The organism is Lentzea kristufekii (assembly GCF_033949925.1).
GTDB lineage: Bacteria > Actinomycetota > Actinomycetes > Mycobacteriales > Pseudonocardiaceae > Lentzea > Lentzea kristufekii.
This window is the reverse complement of sequence record NZ_JAXAVV010000005.1, coordinates 452,671-472,716: the sequence shown is the minus strand read 5'-3', so window position 1 is coordinate 472,716 and position 20,046 is coordinate 452,671. Positions and strand designations below refer to the sequence as shown.

The following is a 20,046-nucleotide window of genomic DNA, read 5'->3' as shown; positions in this document are numbered from 1 at the left end:
AGGCTTAGAAGTCTTTCGCCGCACTCCGTTCCGGCTGTGTTTCCCGGCCCGTTCCGTGCTGGCATGGAGAAATTTACACGGGGCCCCCACGAGATCCAAATCGGGGGTCACGTACGGCGTAACCGCAGGTCAGACACCATGCAGGCGGCTCAAACCCGCCAAGATCGACGCAGAGTGTGACCGGGACCACGCCGACAATCTTGCATCCAGCTTCAACGAGGTGCGGCCGGCAGGTGCACGGTGACCGACAGACCACCGGTCGGCACGGCCACTGCCTGCGCAAACCCGCCATGAGCAGCCACCGCGGCACGCACGATCGAGAGCCCCAGACCCGTCCCGGACTGGCTGGTCCGGTCCTTGACCCCGCGGCGGAACGGCTCGAACAGCTCTTCAACGCGGTCCGGCGGGATCAACGGCCCCGACGACGACACCCGCAGAACGGACCACTGCGGCCCCGTCTCCACCACGGCCTCGATCCATCCGCCGACGTGGTTGTGGCGGACGGCGTTCTCCAGCAGGTTGCCGGCGATCCGCTCCAGCAGTGCGGGATCCCCGACCGCGAGCGCCGGCACGCACCGGAACACCGTGCGCAGGTTGCGTGCCTCGGCCTCGGTCCGTGTGGCCTTCCACGCGGACTCGACCACGGCGGACAGGTCGACCGGCTCCCGCACAGCGAGCCCGATCCCGTCCGTGCGCGCGAGCAGCAGCAGCGCGGACACCAACTGTTCGGCACGCTCCCCCGCCGCACGCACGACGCCGGCCATGCGTCGCAGCTCTTCGACGTCGGCATCCGGATCGGACAGAGTCACGTCCAGCTCGGTGCGCACCACCGAGAGAGGAGTGCGCAGTTCGTGCGATGCGTTCGCGACGAACCGACGCTGTGAGTCGAAGGCGGCTTCCAGCCGGTCGAGCATCGCGTCGAACGTGTCCGCGAGCTCCGCGACCTCGTCGCGCGGGCCTTCCAGCCGCAACCGCGACCCCAGCGACTCGGCCGACAACCGGCGAGCAGCCGCCGTCACGTCGTGCAGGGGTTTCAGGACGCGGCCGGTGAGCGTCCAGGTCAGAACGGCAGCGGCCACGACCATGCACGCGAACGCGATCAGCCCGGCTCGCAGCAGGTCCTGGCGGGCGGTGGCCGTCAACGCGTCGGTCAGCACCTGCACGGTGACGGTGACGCCGTCCACCGTGACCTGGGTGTCGGAGGGGAACGACGGCGACGAGTCGAAGACCCGCCCGACCAGCGTCCACCCGAGGAACAGCAGAACGGCGCTCACGACCGCGACGAGCGCGGTGGTGAGGAGCGTGATCCGAAGGCGAAGCCCTGGTCCGCGCCTTCGCATAGCTCAGTCCTCAGCAGATCCGTTCGAAGCACTCGGCACCCGGTAGCCGGAGCCCACGACGGTGTCGATGATGCCCGGTTCCCCGAGCTTCTTGCGCAACGTCATCACAGTGACGCGCACGGTCGTGGTGAACGGGTCGGCGTTCTCGTCCCACACGCGCTCAAGCAGCTCCTCGCTGCTGACGACCGAGCCCTTGGCCGCGAGCAGCACCTCGAGGACGCCGAACTCCTTGCGGGTCAGCTCGATCGGCTGCCCGCCGCGCGACACCGTGCGCCGCGCGGGGTCCAGTTCCACGTCCTGGGCGGCGAGCAGCGGCGGTGTCGCAGGGGTCGCGCGCCGGGCCAGCGCCCGTACGCGCGCGACCAGCTCGGGGAACGCGAACGGCTTCGCGAGGTAGTCGTCCGCACCGAGCGACAGCCCGGACACGCGATCCTCGATGGAGCCGCTCGCCGTCAGCATCATGACCCTGGTGAGCGCGCCGGAGCTGAGGATCTCCTTGCACAGCTCGTCGCCGGACATCCCCGGCAGGTCGCGGTCGAGCACGACCACGTCGTACCGCGTGACGGTCGACTTCTCGTGCCCGGTCTCGCCGTCGTAGGCGACGTCCACGGCCATGCCTTCGCGCCTCAGGCCGCGAGCGATCGCGTCGGCCAGAGGCGCCTCGTCCTCCACTACCAGAATCCGCACGCCTCAAAGGTGCCATACACACCTGAGAAGGCCCTTAACGACACCTTCACCTGCTGCGTGCAGGCCGATCGACGACGACCGTCGAGGCGGTCTGCAGTGCCCGGAGCTCCAGCAACGCCGGGTGCTGCTCCGCCAGCCGGGCCGCGTTCAGCAACGACCGCAGCGCCGCGGTCTCCCCGCGTGCCCGCTCCAGCGCCGCACGTCCCTCGGACGCCGCCACCAGCTCGGCCAGGGCGGCGCGGCGCAGCTCGGCGGGCATGACGACATCGCGACCCGCGACCTCGGCAACGGAGATCCCCAGCTCTTCGGCGCGCGGCGCGATACGAGCCACCACCTCGGCAGCGATGTCCACGCGTTCAGGGTCCACGGCCGAGTGTGCGCGAGTGACCACGGCACCGCGCAACGCGAGCTGCACGGCCGTGTAGAGCTCATCCTCAGGAGACGCCGCCTCCAGCACGAACTTCGTCGGCGACGACACGGCCCACCGGACCACAACGGTCACGCGGACCAGAACGCCGTCGGCGGTCGGTACGTCCTGCGCCGCGGGCGTCATCGTGCGCGGGCGGATGTCGACGCGGGTCAGCACGGTGCGAAACGGCACCCGATGGCGTCCCGGACCGAGTTCACCGACCAGCACTCCGCGGTCGAACCGGACGCCCCGCTCCCACGGGTACAACGTGCGCTTCATCGTCTCCACCCCCGTCCGGACAGGCCACGACCCCGGTCGGCGAGGCGGGGAACGGGAGTCCACAAGGGACTCGCAAAGCTCCTCGCCCCCGTGTGCGACCGGGGTCGTGGCGTCAGGATTTGAACCTGGTCTCTACAGAACCAACGCGCCCGCCCGATTCGCGGGACCCAGGTCAGGAAGACCTGCCGGGCCGCTGAAGCGAACGCTCACGGTGGTGGAGGTTAGCCGACCTACTTCTCCACGTGCTCGTCAATTTCGACGGGCAGGCACTCCAGGCGGGCGGCCCACTCCGTCACGCGGCGTGCGACGTCCTGCGCGGTGATGCCGCACAACGCCAGCACCTCGCCACGCTCACCGTGGTCGTGGAACTGCTGCGGCAGAGCGATGTCGCGCAACGGCACCTCGACGTCGGCATCGCGCAGGGCGGCCGCGAGAGAGGAACCGAAGCCACCGTGGCGGCCACCGTCCTCAACGGTCACCACGAGCTTGTGCGACGCCGCCATCTCCACGAGGTCCACCGACATCGGGTAGATCCACCGCGGGTCGACCACCGTCACGCCGATGCCCTGGTCCTCCAGCCGTTGCGCGGCTTCGAGACCGAGCCCGCCCAACGCGCCGACCGTCACCAGCAGCACGTCGGAACCCGACCGCCGAAGCACGTCCACGGAACCCACGCGCTCCAACGCGGGCAGGTCCGGGCCGACGGAGGCCTTCGGGTAGCGGATCACCGACGGCGCGTCCGAGATCGCCACGGCCTCCCGCAGCTCCTCGACCAGCGTGCCCGCGTCACGCGGCGCCGCCACGTGGACGCCGGGGATGACGCCGAGGATCGACATGTCCCACATGCCGTGGTGCGACGCGCCGTCCGGGCCGGTGACGCCGGCCCGGTCCAGCACGACGGTGACGCCCTGCTTGTGCAGCGCGACGTCCATGAGCAGCTGGTCGAACGCCCGGTTGAGGAACGTCGCGTAGACGGCCACGACCGGGTGCAGACCACCGATGGCCAGACCGGCGGCGGAGGTCAGCGCGTGCTGCTCGGCGATGCCGACGTCGAAGAACCGCTCCGGGAACGCCTTGGCGAACGGGTCCAGGCCGGTGGGCCCCTGCATCGCGGCGGTGATCGCCACGACGTCGGAACGCTCGCGGCCGACGTCCACCAGCGCGTCGGAGAACACGTGCGTCCACGTCCGGCTGGACGGCTTGACGTCCTCGCCGGTGATCGGGTCGATGACGCCGGTGGCGTGCATCTGGTCGGCCTCGTGGTTCTCGGCCGGCGCGAACCCCATGCCCTTGCGGGTGACCGCGTGCACGATCACCGGGCCGCCGAACGACTTCGCGCGCTGCAGTGCGGACTCCAGCGTCGCCATGTCGTGGCCGTCGACCGGGCCGATGTACTTGAGGCCGAGGTCCTCGAACATCGCCTGCGGCGCCAGCGCGTCCTTGATGCCGCGCTTGGCGGCGTGCAGGGCGGCGTAGAGGGGCTTGCCGAAGAACGGCGTCTGCTGCAGAGCGCTCTTGCCCTTCTCCAGCACGCGCTCGTAGCCGGGACGCAGCCGCAGCGACGACAGGTGGTCCGCGAGACCACCGATCGTCGGCGAGTACGAGCGGCCGTTGTCGTTGACCACGATCACGACCGGACGCGTCTTGTCCGCCGCGATGTTGTTCAACGCCTCCCAGCACATGCCGCCGGTCAGCGCGCCATCTCCGACGACCGCGACCACGTGGCCGTGAGCGCCGTTGATCTGCTTCGCCTTCGCCAGACCGTCCGCGTAGGACAGCGCCGTCGAGGCGTGCGAGCTCTCCTGCACGTCGTGCTCGGACTCCGACCGCGACGGGTAGCCCGACATGCCGCCCTGCTTGCGCAGCCTGTCGAACCCGTCGCGGCGGCCCGTGACGATCTTGTGCACGTACGACTGGTGACCGGTGTCGAACACGATCGGGTCCTGCGGCGAGTCGAAGACCCGGTGCAGCGCCAGGGTCAGTTCGACGACACCCAGGTTCGGGCCCAGGTGCCCGCCCGTCTTGGACACCTTGTCGACCAGGAAACGCCGGATCTCCTCGCACAGCTGCGACAGCTGTGCCTCGTCCATCCGTTTCAGATCAGCTGGTCCGTGCACGGACTCCAGCAGGGTCACCACGCCCACCTCACTCCTGAAGACTTCGGCTCAGTCTACGGAGACGCGCCTGAGACGCTGCCTCAGCTCGTCTCAGGGACGAGCAGGGCGATGCACTCCACGTGGTGCGTCATCGGGAACGCGTCGAACGCGCGGAGATCAGCGAGCCGGTACCCCTGAACTGTGAATTCAGCCAGGTCGCGGGCCAGCGCGGCGGGGTCGCAGGCGACGTAGACGACCCGCTGCGGACGGCGTCGTGCGACTTCAGCCACAACGACCTTGCCCGCACCCTTGCGAGGAGGGTCGAGGACCACGACGTGAGGGTCTTCCACGGGCAGTTTGCGCGTCACGGCACGCTCCACCTTGTCCGCCACCCACTCGACCTGGGACATGCGGCGGAGGTTGCGCCGGCCGTCCTCCACAGCGCCGGGGAAAGACTCCACGACCAGCACGGATCCACTTTCACCGACCTGCCGTCCGAGCACGGACGCGAAGAGTCCCGCACCGCCGTAGAGGTCCCACGCGCGTTGCCCCGCCGCGGCCGCGGCCCACTCCCCCACGACGGACGCGAACGTGTCCGCGGCGGCCGGGTGGACCTGCCAGAAGCCGTCCGCCGAAATTCGCCACTTTCGTTGGGCGGCGGTCTCGACGGCCGTACCGGTTCCGGCGCGTCGCACGGTGTGTCGGCCGCGCACCTCACCCACATGACGGTTGCCGTCACCGTCCTGGACGATCGTGAGCTCCTGCGCCCGCCACTTTCGGTCGGTCACGGCCTCGACCATGCCCGGCCGGGAGATCACACAGTGGTCGACCGGGATCACATCGTGGGAACGGAGGCTGCGGAAACCCGGCGTTCCGTCGCGGCCGACGGCCATCCGGATGCGGGTCCGCCACTCCAGCGGGCCGCCCGGCAGCGCCTCGACGACCACGTCGCGTTCGATCTTGCCGAGCCTCGCCAGCTGCTCGCGGACGACCTGGGCCTTCAGCTCCCGCTGCGCGTCCCACGACACGTGCTGGAAGTCGCAGCCACCGCACAGCCCCGGCCCGCTGAACGGGCACGGCGCCTCGACCCGGTCGGGTGACGCCTCCAGGATCTCGACGGCGTCCGCACGGCAGAACGACCCGCCGTTGTCCTCGTACACGGAGACCACGACGCGCTCGCCGGGCAGCGCGTGACGCACGAACAGAACGCGTCCCTCATGCCGTGCAACGAAATGCCCGCCGTGCGCGACAGGCCCTACTTCTACTTCGAACTTGCGTCCGGTCCAGTCTTCCTTGGTCGAGCTCATCGGTCGTCAAGTCCCCTTCGGACAGCGCCGGGCGCGATGACGTCCTTGTCCTTGACCTTCACCGAGGACTCCAGCTGCCACGGCACGCTGGTCACCATCACACCCGGCTGGAAAAGCAGCCTTCCCTTGAGCCGCAACGCGCTCTGGTTGTGCAGAAGCTGCTCCCACCAGTGGCCGACGACGTACTCGGGGATGAACACCGTAACAACGTCGCGCGGGTTGTCCGTCCTGACGCGCTTGACGTAGTCGAGGATGGGCCTGGTGATCTCCCGATAGGGAGACTCGATCACTTTCAGCGGGATCTTGAAGTTCTCCTTCTCCCACTCGGCGACGAGCTTGCGGGTGTCGCCGTCGTCGACGTTGACCGTGACGGCCTCCAGCACGTCCGGACGCACGGCCTTGGCGTAGGACAACGCCCTGAGCGTCGGCATGTGCAGTTTGGACACCAGCACCATCGCGTGGTTGCGCGCGGGCATCGTGCGCACGCGCTCCTGCTTGCGCAGTTCCTCGGCGACGGTGTCGTAGTGCTTGCGGATCGCTGTCATCAACGCGTAGATGGCGGCCATCGCGGCGATGGCGATCCACGCACCCTTGGTGAACTTGGTGATCAGCACGATGACCAGCACGGTCGCGGTCATGACGAGACCGAACGTGTTGATCGCCTGCGACCGCCGCATCCGCCGGCGCGCCTGCTCGTCGGTCTCGGTCTTCAGCAGCCGCTGCCAGTGCCTGATCATGCCGAGCTGGCTCAGCGTGAACGACACGAACACACCGACGATGTAGAGCTGGATCAGCCGGGTCACCTCGGCGTCGAACGCGATCACCAGCACGATCGCGAACCCGGCCAGGAACACGATGCCGTTGGAGAACGCCAGCCGGTCGCCGCGGGTGTGCAGCTGCCGCGGCAGGTAGCGGTCCTGGGCGAGGATCGAGCCGAGCACCGGGAAGCCGTTGAACGCGGTGTTCGCCGCGAGCACGAGGATCAGCGCGGTCACCGCGGTGACGAAGTAGAAGCCGGGCGGGAAGCTGTCGAACACCGCGCCCGCGATCTGGGCCAGCATCGTCTTCTGCTCGTAGTCCGCCGGGGCGTTCGTGATCTGCTGCTTGGGGAACTCGGCCATCCGCACGTCGGTCAGCTGGGCGAGCACGATCAGGCCCATCAGCATGGTCACCGAGATGCCGCCCATCAACAGCAACGTGGTCGCGGCGTTGCGGGACTTGGGCTTGCGGAACGCGGGCACGCCGTTGCTGATCGCCTCGACGCCGGTGAGGGCGGCGCAGCCGGACGAGAACGCCCGCATCACCAGGAATGCGAAGGCGAGGCCCATGAGGTGGTCCTGTTCGGCGTGGATCTCCAGGCCGGAGCTCTCGGCCCGCATGTCGTCGCCCATGACGAAGCCGCGGACGAGGCCGTAGCCGATCAGGCCCATGATGCCGATCATGAACGCGTAGGTGGGGATCGCGAACGCGGTGCCGGACTCGCGGATACCGCGCAGGTTGATCGCCGTGAGAACGACGATCGCGGCGACCGCGAACTCCGCCTTGTGCGTCGCCACGAACGGGATGGCCGAACCGATGTTCGCCGCCGCCGCCGAGATCGACACCGCGACCGTGAGGATGTAGTCGACGAGCAGGGCGCTCGCCACCGTGAGCCCTGCTCTGCGTCCCAGGTTGACCGTCGCGACCTCGTAGTCACCGCCGCCGGACGGATAGGCGTGCACGTTCTGCCGGTAGCTCGCGACGACTGTGAGCATGACCAGGACGACCGCGACACCTACCCACGGTGCCAGCGCGTAGGCGCTCAGGCCCGCCACCGACAGCATCAGGAAGATCTCCTCCGGCGCGTAGGCGACCGACGACATGGCGTCGGAGGCGAACACCGGGAGGGCGATGCGTTTGGGCAGGAGGGTGTGCGCGAGGCGATCACTGCGGAACGGCCGTCCGACGAGGAGGCGTTTGGCAGCGGTGGCGAGCTTGGACACGGCCAGAGCGTAAGGGGTCCGCTCACCGGGACGGGCTAATGCTCGGTAGGTTCTGCGGAGAGTTCGCCTGAGGAGGCATGTCGTGCACGTGGTGATCATGGGTTGTGGCCGGGTGGGGGCGTCCCTGGCCAGGGCCCTGGAGCGACTCGACCACCAGGTCGCCGTGATCGACAAGGATGCGCAGTCGTTCCGCAGGCTGGGCAGCGACTTTCACGGACAGCAGGTCATCGGCAACGGTTTCGACCGCAATGTCCTGATCGAGGCCGGTGTCGAGCGCGCGGGCGCGTTCGCGGCGGTCTCCAGCGGCGACAACTCGAACATCATCTCGGCGCGGGTCGCGCGCGAGACGTTCGGTGTCGAGCACGTCGTCGCGCGCATCTACGACCACAAGCGCGCCGCGGTGTACGAGCGCCTGGGCATCCCGACCGTGGCGACGGTGCCGTGGTCGACCGACCGGTTCCTGCGGATGTTGCTGCCCGAAGGGGCGTCGACCGCGTGGCGCGACCCGTCCGGCACCGTGGCGGTGCTGCCGATCGAGGTCGACGAGGCCTGGGTCGGGCGCCCGGTGCGCGAGCTCGAAGAGGCGATCGGCGCGCGTGTGGCGTTCGTGATGCGCTTCGGCACGGGTGTGCTGCCGGACGCCAAGACCGTCGTGCAGGCGGACGACTCGATCTACGTGGCGGCGCTGTCCGGCACGATCACCGACGTCGCGGCGGCGGCGCTGCAGGCACCGGAGGAGAGCTGATGCGGGTCGCCATCGCTGGTGCGGGAGCCGTGGGACGGTCCATCGCGCAGGAGCTCGTCTCGGACGGGCACCAGGTCATGCTGATCGAACGGGACCGGGCGCACTTCGACCCGAACTCCGTCGAACAGGCCGAGTGGGTGCAGGCCGACGCGTGCGAGTTGTCCTCTTTGGAGGACGCGGGCATGCAGCTGTGCGACGTGGTGATCGCCGCGACCGGTGACGACAAGGTCAACCTCGTGGTGTCGCTGCTGGCCAAGACGGAGTTCGCCGTCCGGCGCGTCATCGCGCGCGTGAACGACCCGACGAACGAATGGCTCTTCACCGAGTCGTGGGGTGTCGACGTGGCCGTGTCGACGCCACGGCTGCTGGCCGCCATGGTCGAGGAGTCCGTGACGATCGGCGACGTCGTGCGGCTGATGACGCTGCGGCAGGGGCAGGCGAACCTCGTGGAGATCACGCTGGACGAGTCGACGCCGTTCGCCGGCCGGGCGGTCTCGGAGCTGACGATGCCGCGGGACGCCGCCCTGGTGACGATCCTGCGCGGCGGGCGGGTCATCGTGCCGCAGCCCGACGACACGCTCGAGGGCGGTGACGAGCTGTTGTTCGTCACCACCGCCGCCGTCGAGCAGGACATCAAGGCCGCTCTGGGGTACTGAGGTCGCGTTCCGCCCGCGTATCTGCGGAGCGCAGGCGGGCACCTACTTCCTGTGAGCGATCAGCTGCCCCTGGTCGGGCGCGAGGAAGAGTTGCGGACCGTGCTGCGGGTGTTGGCCGCGCACGGGGCGGTCCTGCTTTCCGGTCCTCCGGGCGTGGGGAAGACACGGCTGGCTTGTGAGGTGCTCGCTGCCGTGCCGCACCCGGTCGTGCGCTGGTACGCCACGGTCGCCACGTCCCGGATTCCACGCGGCGCGATCGCGTCGCTCGTGCCCACCGGCCTGCCGGCCTCGCAGGGTTCGATCCTGCCGTCGTCGTCCGTGCGCGCGGCCGCCGAGCACCTCTCTCGTGGCCGGCGGCGGGTGTTGTCGGTCGATGACGCGCATCTACTCGACGACGCCTCGTTGTTGGTGTTGCAGCACCTTGTGCGTCACCGGCTGATGCGAGTCATGTGCACCGCACAGCCTGGTTGGGGCCTGGAGGGGTTGACCGTCGTGCCGGTCGACGCGCTGGATCGGGAACGCGCGGACACGGTGCTGACGACGGCTCTCGGCGGGCCGGCCGATGTCTCGACGCGGCACCTGGTGTGGGCGACCAGCCAGGGGAACCCGTTGTACCTCAAGGAGCTCGTCGCGGCGGGCCGGCACCGCGGCGCGTTGACCGAGACCGAGGCCGGGTGGAGCTGGAGCGGGCCGCTGGAGCTGCCCGGGCGGCTCGCCGAGCTCGTCGACCTGACGCTGGGACGGCTCACCGATCCGCAGCGGCGGGCACTGGAGCTGCTCGCGTACGGGGAACCGCTGGAATCCGAGCTGATGACCGTGCCGCAGGACCTCGTGGACCGGGGGTTCGTGCGCGTCGGTGACGACGGACGGGCGCGTGTCGCTCATCCGCTCTACAGCGCGCGCCTGCGAGCCACCTGTCCGACGGTGCGCGCACGGGCACACAGGCGCGCGTTGGCCGATCGGCTCGAAGCGGAGGGCGCCAGTCGTCCTGGTGACGCGGTGCGCGTCGCGACGTGGCGGCTCGACAGCGGGACGGCCGAGTCGCCCGACGTGCTGGCAAGGGCCGCCGAGGAGGCACTGTCCGCTCAGGACTGGGAACTCGCCGAACGGCTCTCGCGCGCCGCCCTGGCCTGTGGGGCGACATCGCGCGTGGGGCTCGTGCTGGGTCTTGTACTGATGTACCAACGTCGGTGCGCGCAGGCCGAGGAAGTGCTCGCCGGGGCCATGTCGGCGGACGGCGACATGCTGACGTTGATCCAGGTCGGCTGTACGCGCGCGTACAACCTGTTCTTCGGCCTCGGTGACGAGGACGCCGCCGTGGCCGTGCTGGATCTCGTGACAGCACGGAAGCTGCCCGCCGAGCTGGAGCACGCTGTGCTGTTCTTCGCGCTGACGTTCGCGCTGGAGGCCGCGCCGGTGGGTTTCGCACGGCTGGGCGGTGAGCTGCTGCTTGCGGAGGGCGGCTGGGCGGCGACGGCGGGACGGCAGGTGCTGGCGGTCACGGACCAGTGCGCGGGCCGCTACACCGACGCCATCGCACGGATCGAGGACAACCACATGGCCGTGCTGGCGACGGCGGACCGGTTCCCGTCGTTGATGAACGAGGCGAACCGCGTGCGCAACGAGAGCATGCTGCGGTGCGGTGATCTGGTGGGTGCGGAGAGGCGAGCCGCGCGGGCGCTGGCCGAGGTGGTCGAGGAGGACCGCTGGTCGGTCACCCAGGTACCGCCGCGAGTGCTGCTGAGCCAGAGCGCGCGGTTGCGCGGGAAGGCCGCGTCGGCCGTGCGGATCACCGCCGAGGGCGTCCCGGACTCGGACACGCCGCCGATGATGTGGGACGTGCTGCTGCTGGCGGAGCTCGCGGCCGGTGCGGCGTTGCAGGGGCAGTCGGATCGCGCCTTTCGAGCCTTGGCGCGTGCGGAGGCCGGGCTGCTGCCTGCGTGGCGCAGCGCGCGGTTCGCCGTGGGATCTGCACGGTCGTGGGTGCTTGCGGGCGCTGGACGCGTCAACGAGGCGATGCAGGCTGCTCTGGACAACGCCGCTTCGGCGAGGGAACACGGCGTGCATTCCGAGGAGATCGGGTCCTTGCACGACGCCGCACGGTTCGGTGCGGACACCTCGCCTCGTCTGTTGGAGCTCGCGAAGTCGCGCAAAGACCCGCTCACGACTGCGTACGCCTCGCACGCCCAGGCACGCGCGTTGCGCGACCCGGCGGGGCTGGAGGAGGTGGCGGCGGCGTTCGCGGCGTGCGGTGCCACGCTGTACGCGGCCGAGGCGCTCGCCGAGGCCAGCAGGCTGTCGCGCTTGCACGACCGGCCTCGTGACGCGGATCGGCTGGAACGGCAGGCGTCGGCGCTCGCGGAGACGTTCGACGGCGCGATCACTCCCGGTCTCGTGGTGACGAGCACCCTCGCCGCGTTGACGCCACGTCAGCTGGAAATCGCGCGTCTCGCCGTGGCTGGCCTGACGAGCGTGGCGATCGCCGAACGGCTGGCGATCGCCAAACGGACCGTGGACAACCACCTGCACACGACATATGCGGCGGTGGGCGTGACGGGACGGGGTGGCTTGTGCGCGTTGTTCGGCCACGGCGCGTAAATCGATGTGCGCGGTGAGCCGGACCTTCGGCACACTGCGCGTTGTGTGGCCGTTCGTGGGCAGGGTGCGCGAGCTTGAGGACGTGATGTCCGCGTTGACCTCAGGCAACGGCGCCGCGCTCGTCGGGCCCGCCGGTGTGGGCAAGACGCGGCTCACGGACGAGGTCGTGGCACGGCTGGAGCAAACCCGTCTCGCCGTGCAGCGCTGTTATGCGACGGTGGCGACGTCGGCCATTCCGTTCGGGGCGATGGCCGCGATGCTGCCCGCTGACATGCGCACGGCGAACCCACTAGGTCGCGCCGTGGAGCACCTTCTAGCCGAACAGCAGCCGTTGGTGATCGTGGTGGACGACGCGCATCTGCTGGATGACGCCTCCATCGCGCTGCTGCATCACCTGATCCGGCACGGACACGCACGGGGGCTCGTGACCTCACGGCCGGGCGAGCGCACCGAGTTGTGGCAGGAAGGGCTGCTGCGCCGTTACCCGCTCGGCGACCTGTCGCGCGCCGAGTCCGACCTGCTGCTCGAACACGCGCTGGGCGAGCCGATCGACACGTGGTCGGCGGCGCTGCTGTGGTCCGCCAGCGCGGGAAACCCGTTGTACCTCAAAGAACTCGTCGTGTCGGGGCGCGAGATGGGAACGCTGCGTTCTGACGACGGCATCTGGTCGTGGCACGGCGCCATCGAGTTCGGCGGACGACTCGGGGAGCTCGTGCAGTCCAACCTCGGCCGGCTGCAACCGTCACACCGGCACGCGCTGGAGCTCCTCGCCTGCTCCGAACCGGTGGAACTGGACCTGCTGGCGTCGCTCGTGCGCGAGGAAGTGCTGGACGACCTGGAGACGCGTGGGTTGATCCGTGTCGCGCCCTCCGAGCGCCGCACGGTCGTGCGGCTAGGACATCCGTTGTACGGCAGTCTGCTTCGTGCAACATGCCCGACGTTGCGCGCGCGGACGCACCATCGCGCGCTGGCCACCGCTCTGGAGGCAACCGGCGCGCGCCGCCGTGAAGACCTCATGCGCATCGCCACGTGGCGACTCGACGGCGGCTCACCCACCCCGGTGAACCTGCTCGCCGCGGCCGCCGAACAGGCCTGGGCCGCGCAGGACGTGACGCTCGCCGAACGCCTCTGCCGCGCCGCTGTCGAAGCGGGCGGGCTGAGCCAGGTCGGACACGTATTCGGCCAGGTGCTGATGCACGGCCACGCGCCGTCGCAAGCCGAAACGACGCTCGCCGACGTGATGACCGGCCCGCTCTCGCCCGAGGACCTGGGCCGCCTCGCCGCGACCCGCTCGATGAACCTGCACTTCGGCCTCGGCGACGCGGACGCCGCCACCGCGCTGCTCGACGCCGTCGACGTGCCCGGCCTTTCCGCGGACGTGCACGACTGGCTGCAGGTGGTCCGGGTCATCCTGGAGGCACAGCACGGCCACGTGGCAACGGTGCTCGAACGCACCTATCACCCCGTGGCACCACATCTTTCCGTCCACATGCGACGCACCAGAGCGTTGTGCCTCCTGCACGCGGGCCGCTATCGCGAGGTTGCACAGGAGATCACCGCCTACGAGGCTTTGGAGGACCCGGCCGAACCGGACGACGGCGCACTGCGCATGCGGTGCTTCGCGCTGGCGTTCGCCGGCCATCTCGCCGAGGCGGAGGCCCTCGCGCTAACGATGTACGACCGCCCGTTCGACGATCTGGCGTTCACGGGCGCGACATCGCTCTACAGCGTGCTGTCGTTCTGCGCGCGCATGAGAGGCAACGGCTCCCAAGCCCTCCGCCTGGCCCGCGAAGGCAGCCCGAAATCCGCCGAGCGTCCCCTGATCTTCGACGCCATCGCCCTGGCGAACCTGGCCTGCGCCGCGGCGATCTGCGGCGACACCGCCCTGGCCCAGCACGCCCTGGCCCGCGCCGAAAAAGCCCGTCGTCCAGCCTGGCGCCTGACCGGCATCACGGTCTCAGTGACCCGCTCCTGGGTGCTCGCAAGCACCGGCGACGTCCACACGGCCGCCAACGCGGCAATGGCCGCCGCCGACGAATGCGCCGAACTGGGCGCGCACGGCAGCGAGGCCATGGCACTGCACGACGCCGCCCGCTACGGCGTGGACACGTCCCTGCGCCTGACGGCCCTCACAGCCACCATGGACGACCCGATGACGAAGGCCTACGCAGCACACGCCACTGCCCTCGCGCACGCCGCACCGACCGCACTGGAGACCACGGCAACGGACTTCCAGCGCCTCGGCGCCACCCTCTACGCCGCCGAGGCACTAGCCGCCGCCACCCGCCTGCACCGAACCCGGGGCAACGCCCGCGCCGCCTCCCAGGCCTCCGCCCGGCAGGCCCTCCTGATGCGCGACTTCGACGGCGTCCACACCCCGGCCCTGCGCGCCGGCGACCTCGCGCACCTGACCCGCCGCCAGTCCGAGGTGGCCCACCTCGCGACGTCCGGACTCACCAACCAGCAGATCGCCGAGCGGCTCCACACGTCCAAGCGCACGGTCGACAACCACCTGCACGCTATCTACGGAACTCTCGGAGTGACGGGCCGCGCCGAACTGCGCACCGTGCTCGGCCTCCCCTGACGCCGACTGATATCCAATATATCGGGCTCTGCACAGTACTGCGCGCGATCGACGACTCGCTTTCCGGCCGCATTATCGCTGGTCCGAGCCCCGAGCGCGATCCTCGCCGGACCGCCCCACCACCCCTGCTGCAGCCTTTGCAATGAGTCTTTTGACTTCGTCCGCAAACGTTTTTTGCATCTGGTGGGCAGCGAGGCGCGCGGAAACCAGCAGCCGAATCCCCACATATCGGATGTCAGTAGGCGATCAGTCGGGCGCGCACAGCGCACCGGTCAGTCGCCGCACAGCGTCCGCGGCGCCGAAGGTGCCGACAGCGTTCGGACTCATCGCGGCGTCGGGTCCGGAAACGACGCGGCCGGCGCCTCCAAGAGGAGGCACCGGCCGCGAAGCGTGGAGCGGGTCAGTCTCTGGACTTGTCGCGGGACTCGGCGTCGACGACGCGCTTGAGCTCGTCCATGTCCGGGGTGAGCAGATCATCAGCCGTGCGTGCGAGGACTGCCTCCGTCGCCGCTTCGGCATCCGCCTTGGCCTTGGCCTCGGCGGCCTCCTCGGCCTCCTTGAGGCGCTTGTCCGCGCGGCGGACCGCCCAGACCGTGGCGAGGAGGGCGATGGCCATCAGCGGGTAGCCCATGCCGAGGCGCGCGACCGCGAGCCAGCCGACCTGGTCCTCGTCGTAGAGCCAGCGCTGGACCACGAAGCGGGCGAAGAACACCAGGGCCCACACGAAGGTCGCGATGTCGTAGTCGCGGACCGAGGCCTTGTCGTCGCGCCAGGAGCGGTCTCTGCCGTTGAGGAACGTCCAGATCACGCCGGCGAGCGGCCGGCGCACGACGATCGACAGCAGGAACGCGCTGCCGTACACGACGCTCTGCCAGATGCCGAAGAGGAAGAAACCCTTGGCCTCGCCTGTCTTGTACGCGATGAACGCCGCGATGCCCACGCCGAAGACGGCGGAGATCGCGGGCTGGATGGTGCCCTTGCGCACGGCCAGGACCACGCCGATGACGACGGCGGCGGCCAGCGAGCTGATGATCGCGGCCATCAGGTTCTTGGTCGTGAAGTTGACGATCACGAAGACGAGCACGGGCAGCGACGAGTAGAGCATTCCGCTCACGCCGCCCATCTGATCGAGGACGGTGGGCTGCTTTTCTTCGGTCTTGACTGAAGTCATGAAGCGTTCTGCAACTCGTAATAGGGGTTGTAGAGCACCTTGCGCCCGTCGCGCACGGCGATGCGGCCTCGGGCCTTGATCGTCCGACCAGGCTCGATTCCCGCGATGCGACGGCGGCCGAGCCAGACGAGGGTGACGCCCTCGGTGCCGTCGTAGAGCTCGGCTTCCAGTGTGGCGGCCGCGTCCCGCGGGCAGAGCTCCACGCTGCGGAGCCTTCCGAGGACGGTGACCTCCTCACCGGACTTGCAGTCGCAGGCCTTCACCGCGCCGACGGCCTCCGCTTTTCGCGACAGGTCGTCCGCGTCGAGCTCGGTCACGTCGCTGGTCAAGCGACGTACCAAGCGGCGCCAATAGCCGCTCATCCCCGACTCCTGCATTGCTCTGGTGGCCCCGTGGTGTGGACCGTCTGACAGTGAGGGTACGCACGGGCAACGACAATCTTGGGCGTGCCTGCCGAGACTGTGCTTCTGCTACCCGGAACCGCCTCTGACGAGGTGTTCGTCCGTTCCGTGTTCACCGAGCCGTTGTCGCAGGTCGGTGCCGTTCTCACCGCACCACGTGTCCGCACACTCAGTGAACGGTTGACGGCCCTCGAAAATGCCCCGGCAGGCCACCCGATCGTGGTAGGTGGTGTTTCGCTGGGCGCGCACGTCGCCGCGAGGTGGGCGGTGGCCAACCCTGACCGGTGCGCGGGCTTGGTCCTGGCGCTACCTGCGTGGACCGGCGCTCCGGACGAGGCGCCCGCGGCGCTCGCGGCCAAGGCGAGTGCGCAGATCGTCCGGACCCAGGGCCTCACGACGGCGCTCGCCGGTACGACCGGCTGGCTGCACGACGAACTGACGAGGGCGTGGCACGGTTACGGCGACCAGCTCGTGCCGCATCTGGAAGAAGCCGCCGAATCGCTCGCACCGACGCTCGACGAGCTGAAGTCGCTGGACGTGCCGACGGGCATCGTCGGGTGCACCGATGACCCAGTGCACCCGATCGCCGTCGCACGGGCATGGGCCGAAGCCATCCCGCGCGCCGTGCTCGTCACCACGACACTGGACGCCTACCCGCACGCGTTGGGGCGTGCGGTGCAGGCGTGGCAGCAGGCGCGTTAGCCCTGCTGCTGGATGTGGCGGGCGATCGCTTCCGGCAGCTCGACCGGCAGCGGGGTGCGAGGCGGCATCGGCTGCTCGCCGCGCACGACCACGGTGCCGCGCAACATCTCGCGCAGCGCCTGCGAGTTCTGCTCGAAGTGCTCTTCGGGGCCGGCCGCGACACCGCGCAGCATCCAGCGCGGGCCGTCGACGCCGACGAAGAGGATCTGCACGCCCTGGTTGCGCGCGGTGATCTCCTCGCCCCACTCGCCGTTCTCGCGGTTGATGCGGGCGCCGTCCTCCTTGAGACCCTCGATCAGCTCGGCACCGACCTCCCGCCACAGGCCGCCCGACTTCGGCGCGGCGAACGCGCTGACCGTCAGCTGGCCGACGGACGTGAGGACGTGCACGGCGCGCACGGAGCCGTTCTGCTGGTCCATCTCGACCTGCAACTGGGCCTCGTCCGGCATCGGCAGCAGCACCGATCCCAGGTCGAGCCGCTCCACGTCGTCCTGGGGAGCGACCGTCGAGTCCCACGGGCCCTCGACGTCGTCGAAGACCTCGTCGTGCTCCGGACCGGTCTCGACCGCCCCCGAGGAGTGACGACCGCGCTTGCGGCGCCTTCCGAACATGCCCCTACCCCTCCGCCTTCATCCGGGCGAGCACCACGTGCCCGCCGGTCGAGCCATAGCCTCCCGCACCGCGTTCCGTTTCCGGCAACTCGGTGACCTCCCGGAACACCGCGTGCTCGACGCGTTGCACGACGAGCTGGGCGATCCGGTCACCCCGTGTCAGCACGATCGGCTCACGGAGATCATGGTTCACGAGGCAAACGCGGATCTCACCGCGGTAGCCGGAGTCGATCGTGCCGGGCGTGTTCACCACGCTCAGACCGGCCCGAGCGGCCAGGCCCGACCTCGGGTGGACGAAGCCCGCGAAACCGTCGGGCAGCGCGATGGCGACACCGGTGCCGACCACGGCGCGCTCTCCTGGTGGAATGACCACGTCCGACGTGGTGACCAGATCTGCGCCCGCGTCGCCATCACGGGCGTAGGCGGGCACGGGAACCCCCGGATCGAGCCGGGTCAGCAACACCTCGACGCTGGACACGGCGGCCGAGATTACCCTGACGACGTGAGTGAGACTGCCGTGACCGCCACTACGACCTTCCGCGAACGCCTGTACGTGACGTGGTGGATCTGGCCGCTGCCGCTGCTCGCGGCCGCGCTGCTGGCCGCCGAGGTGCACATGGGCTTCCCCGGCGTCAGGTCCTGGCTGCCGTACGTGATCCTGCTCCCGCTGACGGCCGCCCTGATCGCCAAGATGGGGTCCACGAAGGTGGAGGTCGCCGACGGCGAGCTGCGCGCGGGTGACGCGCACATCCCGCTGGAGCTGCTCGGCGACGTCGAGATCATCGCTCCCGAGGACCGCCGCCGGACCATGGGCCGCGAGCTCGACCCCGCGGCGTTCGTCGTGCACCGGGGCTGGGTCAAGCCGCTCGTGCGGGTGCGTGTGAACGACCCGGAGGACCCGACGCCCTACTGGGTGATCAGCACGCGTCGCCCCGACGAGCTCGCCGCCGCGATCAAGTCCTGAGAAAACACAACTGGGCGCCACCCGTGAGGGTGAGCGCCCAGTTCTTTCTTCGGCGGACTGAACTCAGGCGCAGTCCCGGCAGATGTACGTGCCGCCGTTGTCCTCGGCGAGCCTGCTGCGGTGGTGCACCAGGAAGCACTTCGAGCACGTGAACTCGTCGGCCTGCTTGGGCAGGACCTTGAACGTGAGCTCCTCACCGGACAGGTCGGCGCCCGGAAGCTCGAAGTTCTCCGCGCTCGCGTCCTCGTCGACGTCGACGACGCCGGACTGCGTCTCGTTCCGCCGGGCTTTCAACTCCTCGAGGGAGTCCTCAGCGAGTTCGTCCGCCTCGCTGCGACGCGGCGCGTCGTAGTCGGTCGCCATCTTCTTCACCCCTGCGGTCTACGGAGACTGTTCGTGTCGCTGGTTAACGCTCCAGCGACCTCTTTTGTGCCCCACGTCAAGGTGACGTAGGTCTCCCACACCCGGCGGGCAAGCCAACCCCCTTGACGTGACCGTCGGCTTGATCGAAATGTGTGCGGAGCGCGCAGAGGGTAGCTCATTGCCCGAGTGGCTCGACATCGGGTTACCCCTTACCGACCGGACGGGTGACACAACCTTTCTACGCTGGACCGATACCCTGTGCGGGAGCACGTGTGCCGTGGCGTGCAACCTGGCGCCGGGCCGGTACCGTCCTGACTGTGAGCAATCAGGGCGGTGCAGTGGGTCACGCCCGTCAGGGCGCGCATCAGCCGGGTTGGGCCTAGGCTGATCTCAGGGACGGATCACGGGGAGGGCTTCGAACGTGGGATCCGCATCGGGGAGCTTGACGCCTTACAAGAGGCGTCGGCCCGTGCCCGCGCTCGTCCTGTTCGCGGTGCTGTTGGTCAGTTCCGTGTTCGTGTGGGTGAAGGTGCTCGGCAACGCGAGCGACGTGGACGCGGCCATCAAGTGCAACGCGCCCGGCAACGTCACGACATCGGTGACCGGCGCGGCGGATCCGGCCGCGGCCTCGACGCCTCAGGCCCCGCCGCTGGGCACCGTCCTGGAGCACGACGCGCTGGACCGCACGAACCCGGTGCCGGTCGGCGAGGTCAACTTCAAGGTCGTCAACGCCTCGACGCAGCGCAACCACGCCAAGGCCGTCGCGACGATGTTCACCGAACTGGGCCTGAAGCAGGCGGCCGACCCCGGCAACGACGCGATCTACCCGGCGGGTGACATGACCTGCCGCGGCCAGATCCGCTTCGGCGCGCCCGGCGCGTCTGCGGCCAGGACGCTGTCGCTGCTGGAACCGTGCCTGGAACTCGTGCGCGACGACCGCCAGGACGCCACCGTCGACATCGCGATCGGCAAGAAGTTCGACGAGGTCAAGCCGAACAGCAGCGCCCGCAAGGTCCTCGACCAGCTCAGCGAGTGGGCGGCGCAGCAGCCGGAGCAGCAGGGCGGCCAGGTCGCCGCGGCCACCCCGCCGACGCTCAACGCCGACAGCCTGGCCGGCGCACGCGACGTGACCTGCTGACTTCCGCAAGACC

The 20,046-nt window shown here is 69.5% G+C and carries 18 protein-coding genes; 7 read left to right on the top strand and 11 right to left on the bottom strand.

Going from position 1 to position 20,046, the window contains the following annotated elements; translation table 11 throughout:
• Positions 1 to 212 precede the first annotated feature (212 nt).
• The 6 genes from SK571_RS13965 to SK571_RS13940 all read right to left on the bottom strand — a co-directional run bounded on the left by SK571_RS13965 (position 213) and on the right by SK571_RS13940 (position 8,100).
• The gene (locus tag SK571_RS13965; protein WP_319984459.1) at positions 213 to 1,340 is read right to left on the bottom strand and encodes a sensor histidine kinase; all 1,128 of its coding nucleotides are present in this window, start codon (positions 1,338 to 1,340) and stop codon (positions 213 to 215) included.
• A gap of 3 nt (positions 1,341 to 1,343) precedes the next feature.
• Entirely contained in the window at positions 1,344 to 2,027 is a 684-nt protein-coding gene (locus tag SK571_RS13960; RefSeq protein ID WP_319984458.1) for a response regulator transcription factor, read from the bottom strand.
• A 46-nt stretch (positions 2,028 to 2,073) separates the two neighbouring features.
• Positions 2,074 to 2,715 (bottom strand): SPFH domain-containing protein, encoded by a 642-nt coding sequence (locus tag SK571_RS13955; protein ID WP_319984457.1) that lies wholly within the window; start codon positions 2,713 to 2,715, stop codon positions 2,074 to 2,076.
• A gap of 230 nt (positions 2,716 to 2,945) precedes the next feature.
• Positions 2,946 to 4,850, bottom strand: a complete 1,905-nt coding sequence (dxs, locus tag SK571_RS13950) for a 1-deoxy-D-xylulose-5-phosphate synthase (protein WP_319984456.1) — start codon at positions 4,848 to 4,850, stop codon at positions 2,946 to 2,948.
• 62 nt (positions 4,851 to 4,912) lie between these two features.
• Positions 4,913 to 6,118, bottom strand: a complete 1,206-nt coding sequence (locus SK571_RS13945; protein ID WP_319984455.1) for a class I SAM-dependent RNA methyltransferase — start codon at positions 6,116 to 6,118, stop codon at positions 4,913 to 4,915.
• Complete coding sequence (locus tag SK571_RS13940) at positions 6,115 to 8,100, bottom strand: APC family permease (RefSeq protein ID WP_319984454.1); 1,986 nt, start codon at positions 8,098 to 8,100, stop codon at positions 6,115 to 6,117. The genes SK571_RS13945 and SK571_RS13940 overlap by 4 nt, the downstream gene beginning before the upstream one ends.
• A gap of 82 nt (positions 8,101 to 8,182) precedes the next feature.
• On the opposite strand from SK571_RS13940, the gene SK571_RS13935 reads away from it, so the two are divergent.
• The 4 genes from SK571_RS13935 to SK571_RS13920 are packed head-to-tail and all read left to right on the top strand — an operon-like array spanning position 8,183 to position 14,683.
• Positions 8,183 to 8,845, top strand: coding sequence for a potassium channel family protein (locus tag SK571_RS13935; protein WP_090006444.1), 663 nt, complete (start codon positions 8,183 to 8,185; stop codon positions 8,843 to 8,845).
• On the top strand, positions 8,845 to 9,501 hold the full coding sequence (locus SK571_RS13930) for a potassium channel family protein (protein ID WP_319984453.1): 657 nt from the start codon (positions 8,845 to 8,847) through the stop codon (positions 9,499 to 9,501). The genes SK571_RS13935 and SK571_RS13930 overlap by 1 nt, the downstream gene beginning before the upstream one ends.
• Before the next feature lie 51 nt (positions 9,502 to 9,552).
• Entirely contained in the window at positions 9,553 to 12,099 is a 2,547-nt protein-coding gene (locus SK571_RS13925) for an AAA family ATPase (protein ID WP_319984452.1), read from the top strand.
• A gap of 43 nt (positions 12,100 to 12,142) precedes the next feature.
• A complete protein-coding gene (locus SK571_RS13920; protein ID WP_319984451.1) occupies positions 12,143 to 14,683 on the top strand; it encodes a LuxR C-terminal-related transcriptional regulator in 2,541 nt (846 codons plus the stop codon).
• 400 nt (positions 14,684 to 15,083) lie between these two features.
• Here SK571_RS13920 and SK571_RS13915 read toward each other — a convergent pair whose 3' ends face one another.
• Positions 15,084 to 15,854: a DUF3159 domain-containing protein gene (locus SK571_RS13915; RefSeq protein WP_319984450.1), complete on the bottom strand. Its 771-nt coding sequence runs from the start codon at positions 15,852 to 15,854 to the stop codon at positions 15,084 to 15,086.
• A complete protein-coding gene (locus tag SK571_RS13910) occupies positions 15,851 to 16,231 on the bottom strand; it encodes an OB-fold nucleic acid binding domain-containing protein (protein ID WP_030474780.1) in 381 nt (126 codons plus the stop codon). The genes SK571_RS13915 and SK571_RS13910 overlap by 4 nt, the downstream gene beginning before the upstream one ends.
• A gap of 69 nt (positions 16,232 to 16,300) precedes the next feature.
• Here SK571_RS13910 and SK571_RS13905 point away from each other — a divergent pair, with 69 nt between their 5' ends.
• Positions 16,301 to 16,957, top strand: coding sequence for an alpha/beta fold hydrolase (locus SK571_RS13905; protein ID WP_319984449.1), 657 nt, complete (start codon positions 16,301 to 16,303; stop codon positions 16,955 to 16,957).
• Here the strand turns inward: SK571_RS13905 and SK571_RS13900 are convergent.
• On the bottom strand, positions 16,954 to 17,568 hold the full coding sequence (locus tag SK571_RS13900; RefSeq protein ID WP_319984448.1) for a DUF3710 domain-containing protein: 615 nt from the start codon (positions 17,566 to 17,568) through the stop codon (positions 16,954 to 16,956). The genes SK571_RS13905 and SK571_RS13900 overlap by 4 nt on opposite strands.
• 4 nt (positions 17,569 to 17,572) lie before the next feature.
• Positions 17,573 to 18,046, bottom strand: a complete 474-nt coding sequence (gene dut, locus SK571_RS13895; protein WP_319984447.1) for a dUTP diphosphatase — start codon at positions 18,044 to 18,046, stop codon at positions 17,573 to 17,575.
• A 24-nt stretch (positions 18,047 to 18,070) separates the two neighbouring features.
• Here dut and SK571_RS13890 point away from each other — a divergent pair, with 24 nt between their 5' ends.
• Positions 18,071 to 18,532: a DUF3093 domain-containing protein gene (locus tag SK571_RS13890; RefSeq protein ID WP_319984446.1), complete on the top strand. Its 462-nt coding sequence runs from the start codon at positions 18,071 to 18,073 to the stop codon at positions 18,530 to 18,532.
• Positions 18,533 to 18,595: 63 nt separating this feature from the next.
• Here the strand turns inward: SK571_RS13890 and SK571_RS13885 are convergent, their stop codons facing one another.
• On the bottom strand, positions 18,596 to 18,895 hold the full coding sequence (locus SK571_RS13885; RefSeq protein WP_030474775.1) for a DUF4193 domain-containing protein: 300 nt from the start codon (positions 18,893 to 18,895) through the stop codon (positions 18,596 to 18,598).
• A gap of 421 nt (positions 18,896 to 19,316) precedes the next feature.
• Here SK571_RS13885 and cei point away from each other — a divergent pair, with 421 nt between their 5' ends.
• Entirely contained in the window at positions 19,317 to 20,033 is a 717-nt protein-coding gene (gene cei, locus SK571_RS13880; RefSeq protein WP_319984445.1) for an envelope integrity protein Cei, read from the top strand.
• The last annotated feature ends 13 nt before the right edge of the window (positions 20,034 to 20,046 follow it).

Coding starts and splice junctions, on each gene's coding strand:
- SK571_RS13965 (WP_319984459.1), bottom strand. CDS start 1,340: ATGCGAAGGCGCGGACCAGGGCTTCGCCTTCGGATCACGCTCCTCACC.
- SK571_RS13955 (WP_319984457.1), bottom strand. CDS start 2,715: ATGAAGCGCACGTTGTACCCGTGGGAGCGGGGCGTCCGGTTCGACCGC.
- SK571_RS13945 (WP_319984455.1), bottom strand. CDS start 6,118: ATGAGCTCGACCAAGGAAGACTGGACCGGACGCAAGTTCGAAGTAGAA.
- SK571_RS13930 (WP_319984453.1), top strand. CDS start 8,845: ATGCGGGTCGCCATCGCTGGTGCGGGAGCCGTGGGACGGTCCATCGCG.
- SK571_RS13915 (WP_319984450.1), bottom strand. CDS start 15,854: ATGACTTCAGTCAAGACCGAAGAAAAGCAGCCCACCGTCCTCGATCAG.
- SK571_RS13910 (WP_030474780.1), bottom strand. CDS start 16,231: ATGCAGGAGTCGGGGATGAGCGGCTATTGGCGCCGCTTGGTACGTCGC.
- SK571_RS13900 (WP_319984448.1), bottom strand. CDS start 17,568: ATGTTCGGAAGGCGCCGCAAGCGCGGTCGTCACTCCTCGGGGGCGGTC.
- SK571_RS13885 (WP_030474775.1), bottom strand. CDS start 18,895: ATGGCGACCGACTACGACGCGCCGCGTCGCAGCGAGGCGGACGAACTC.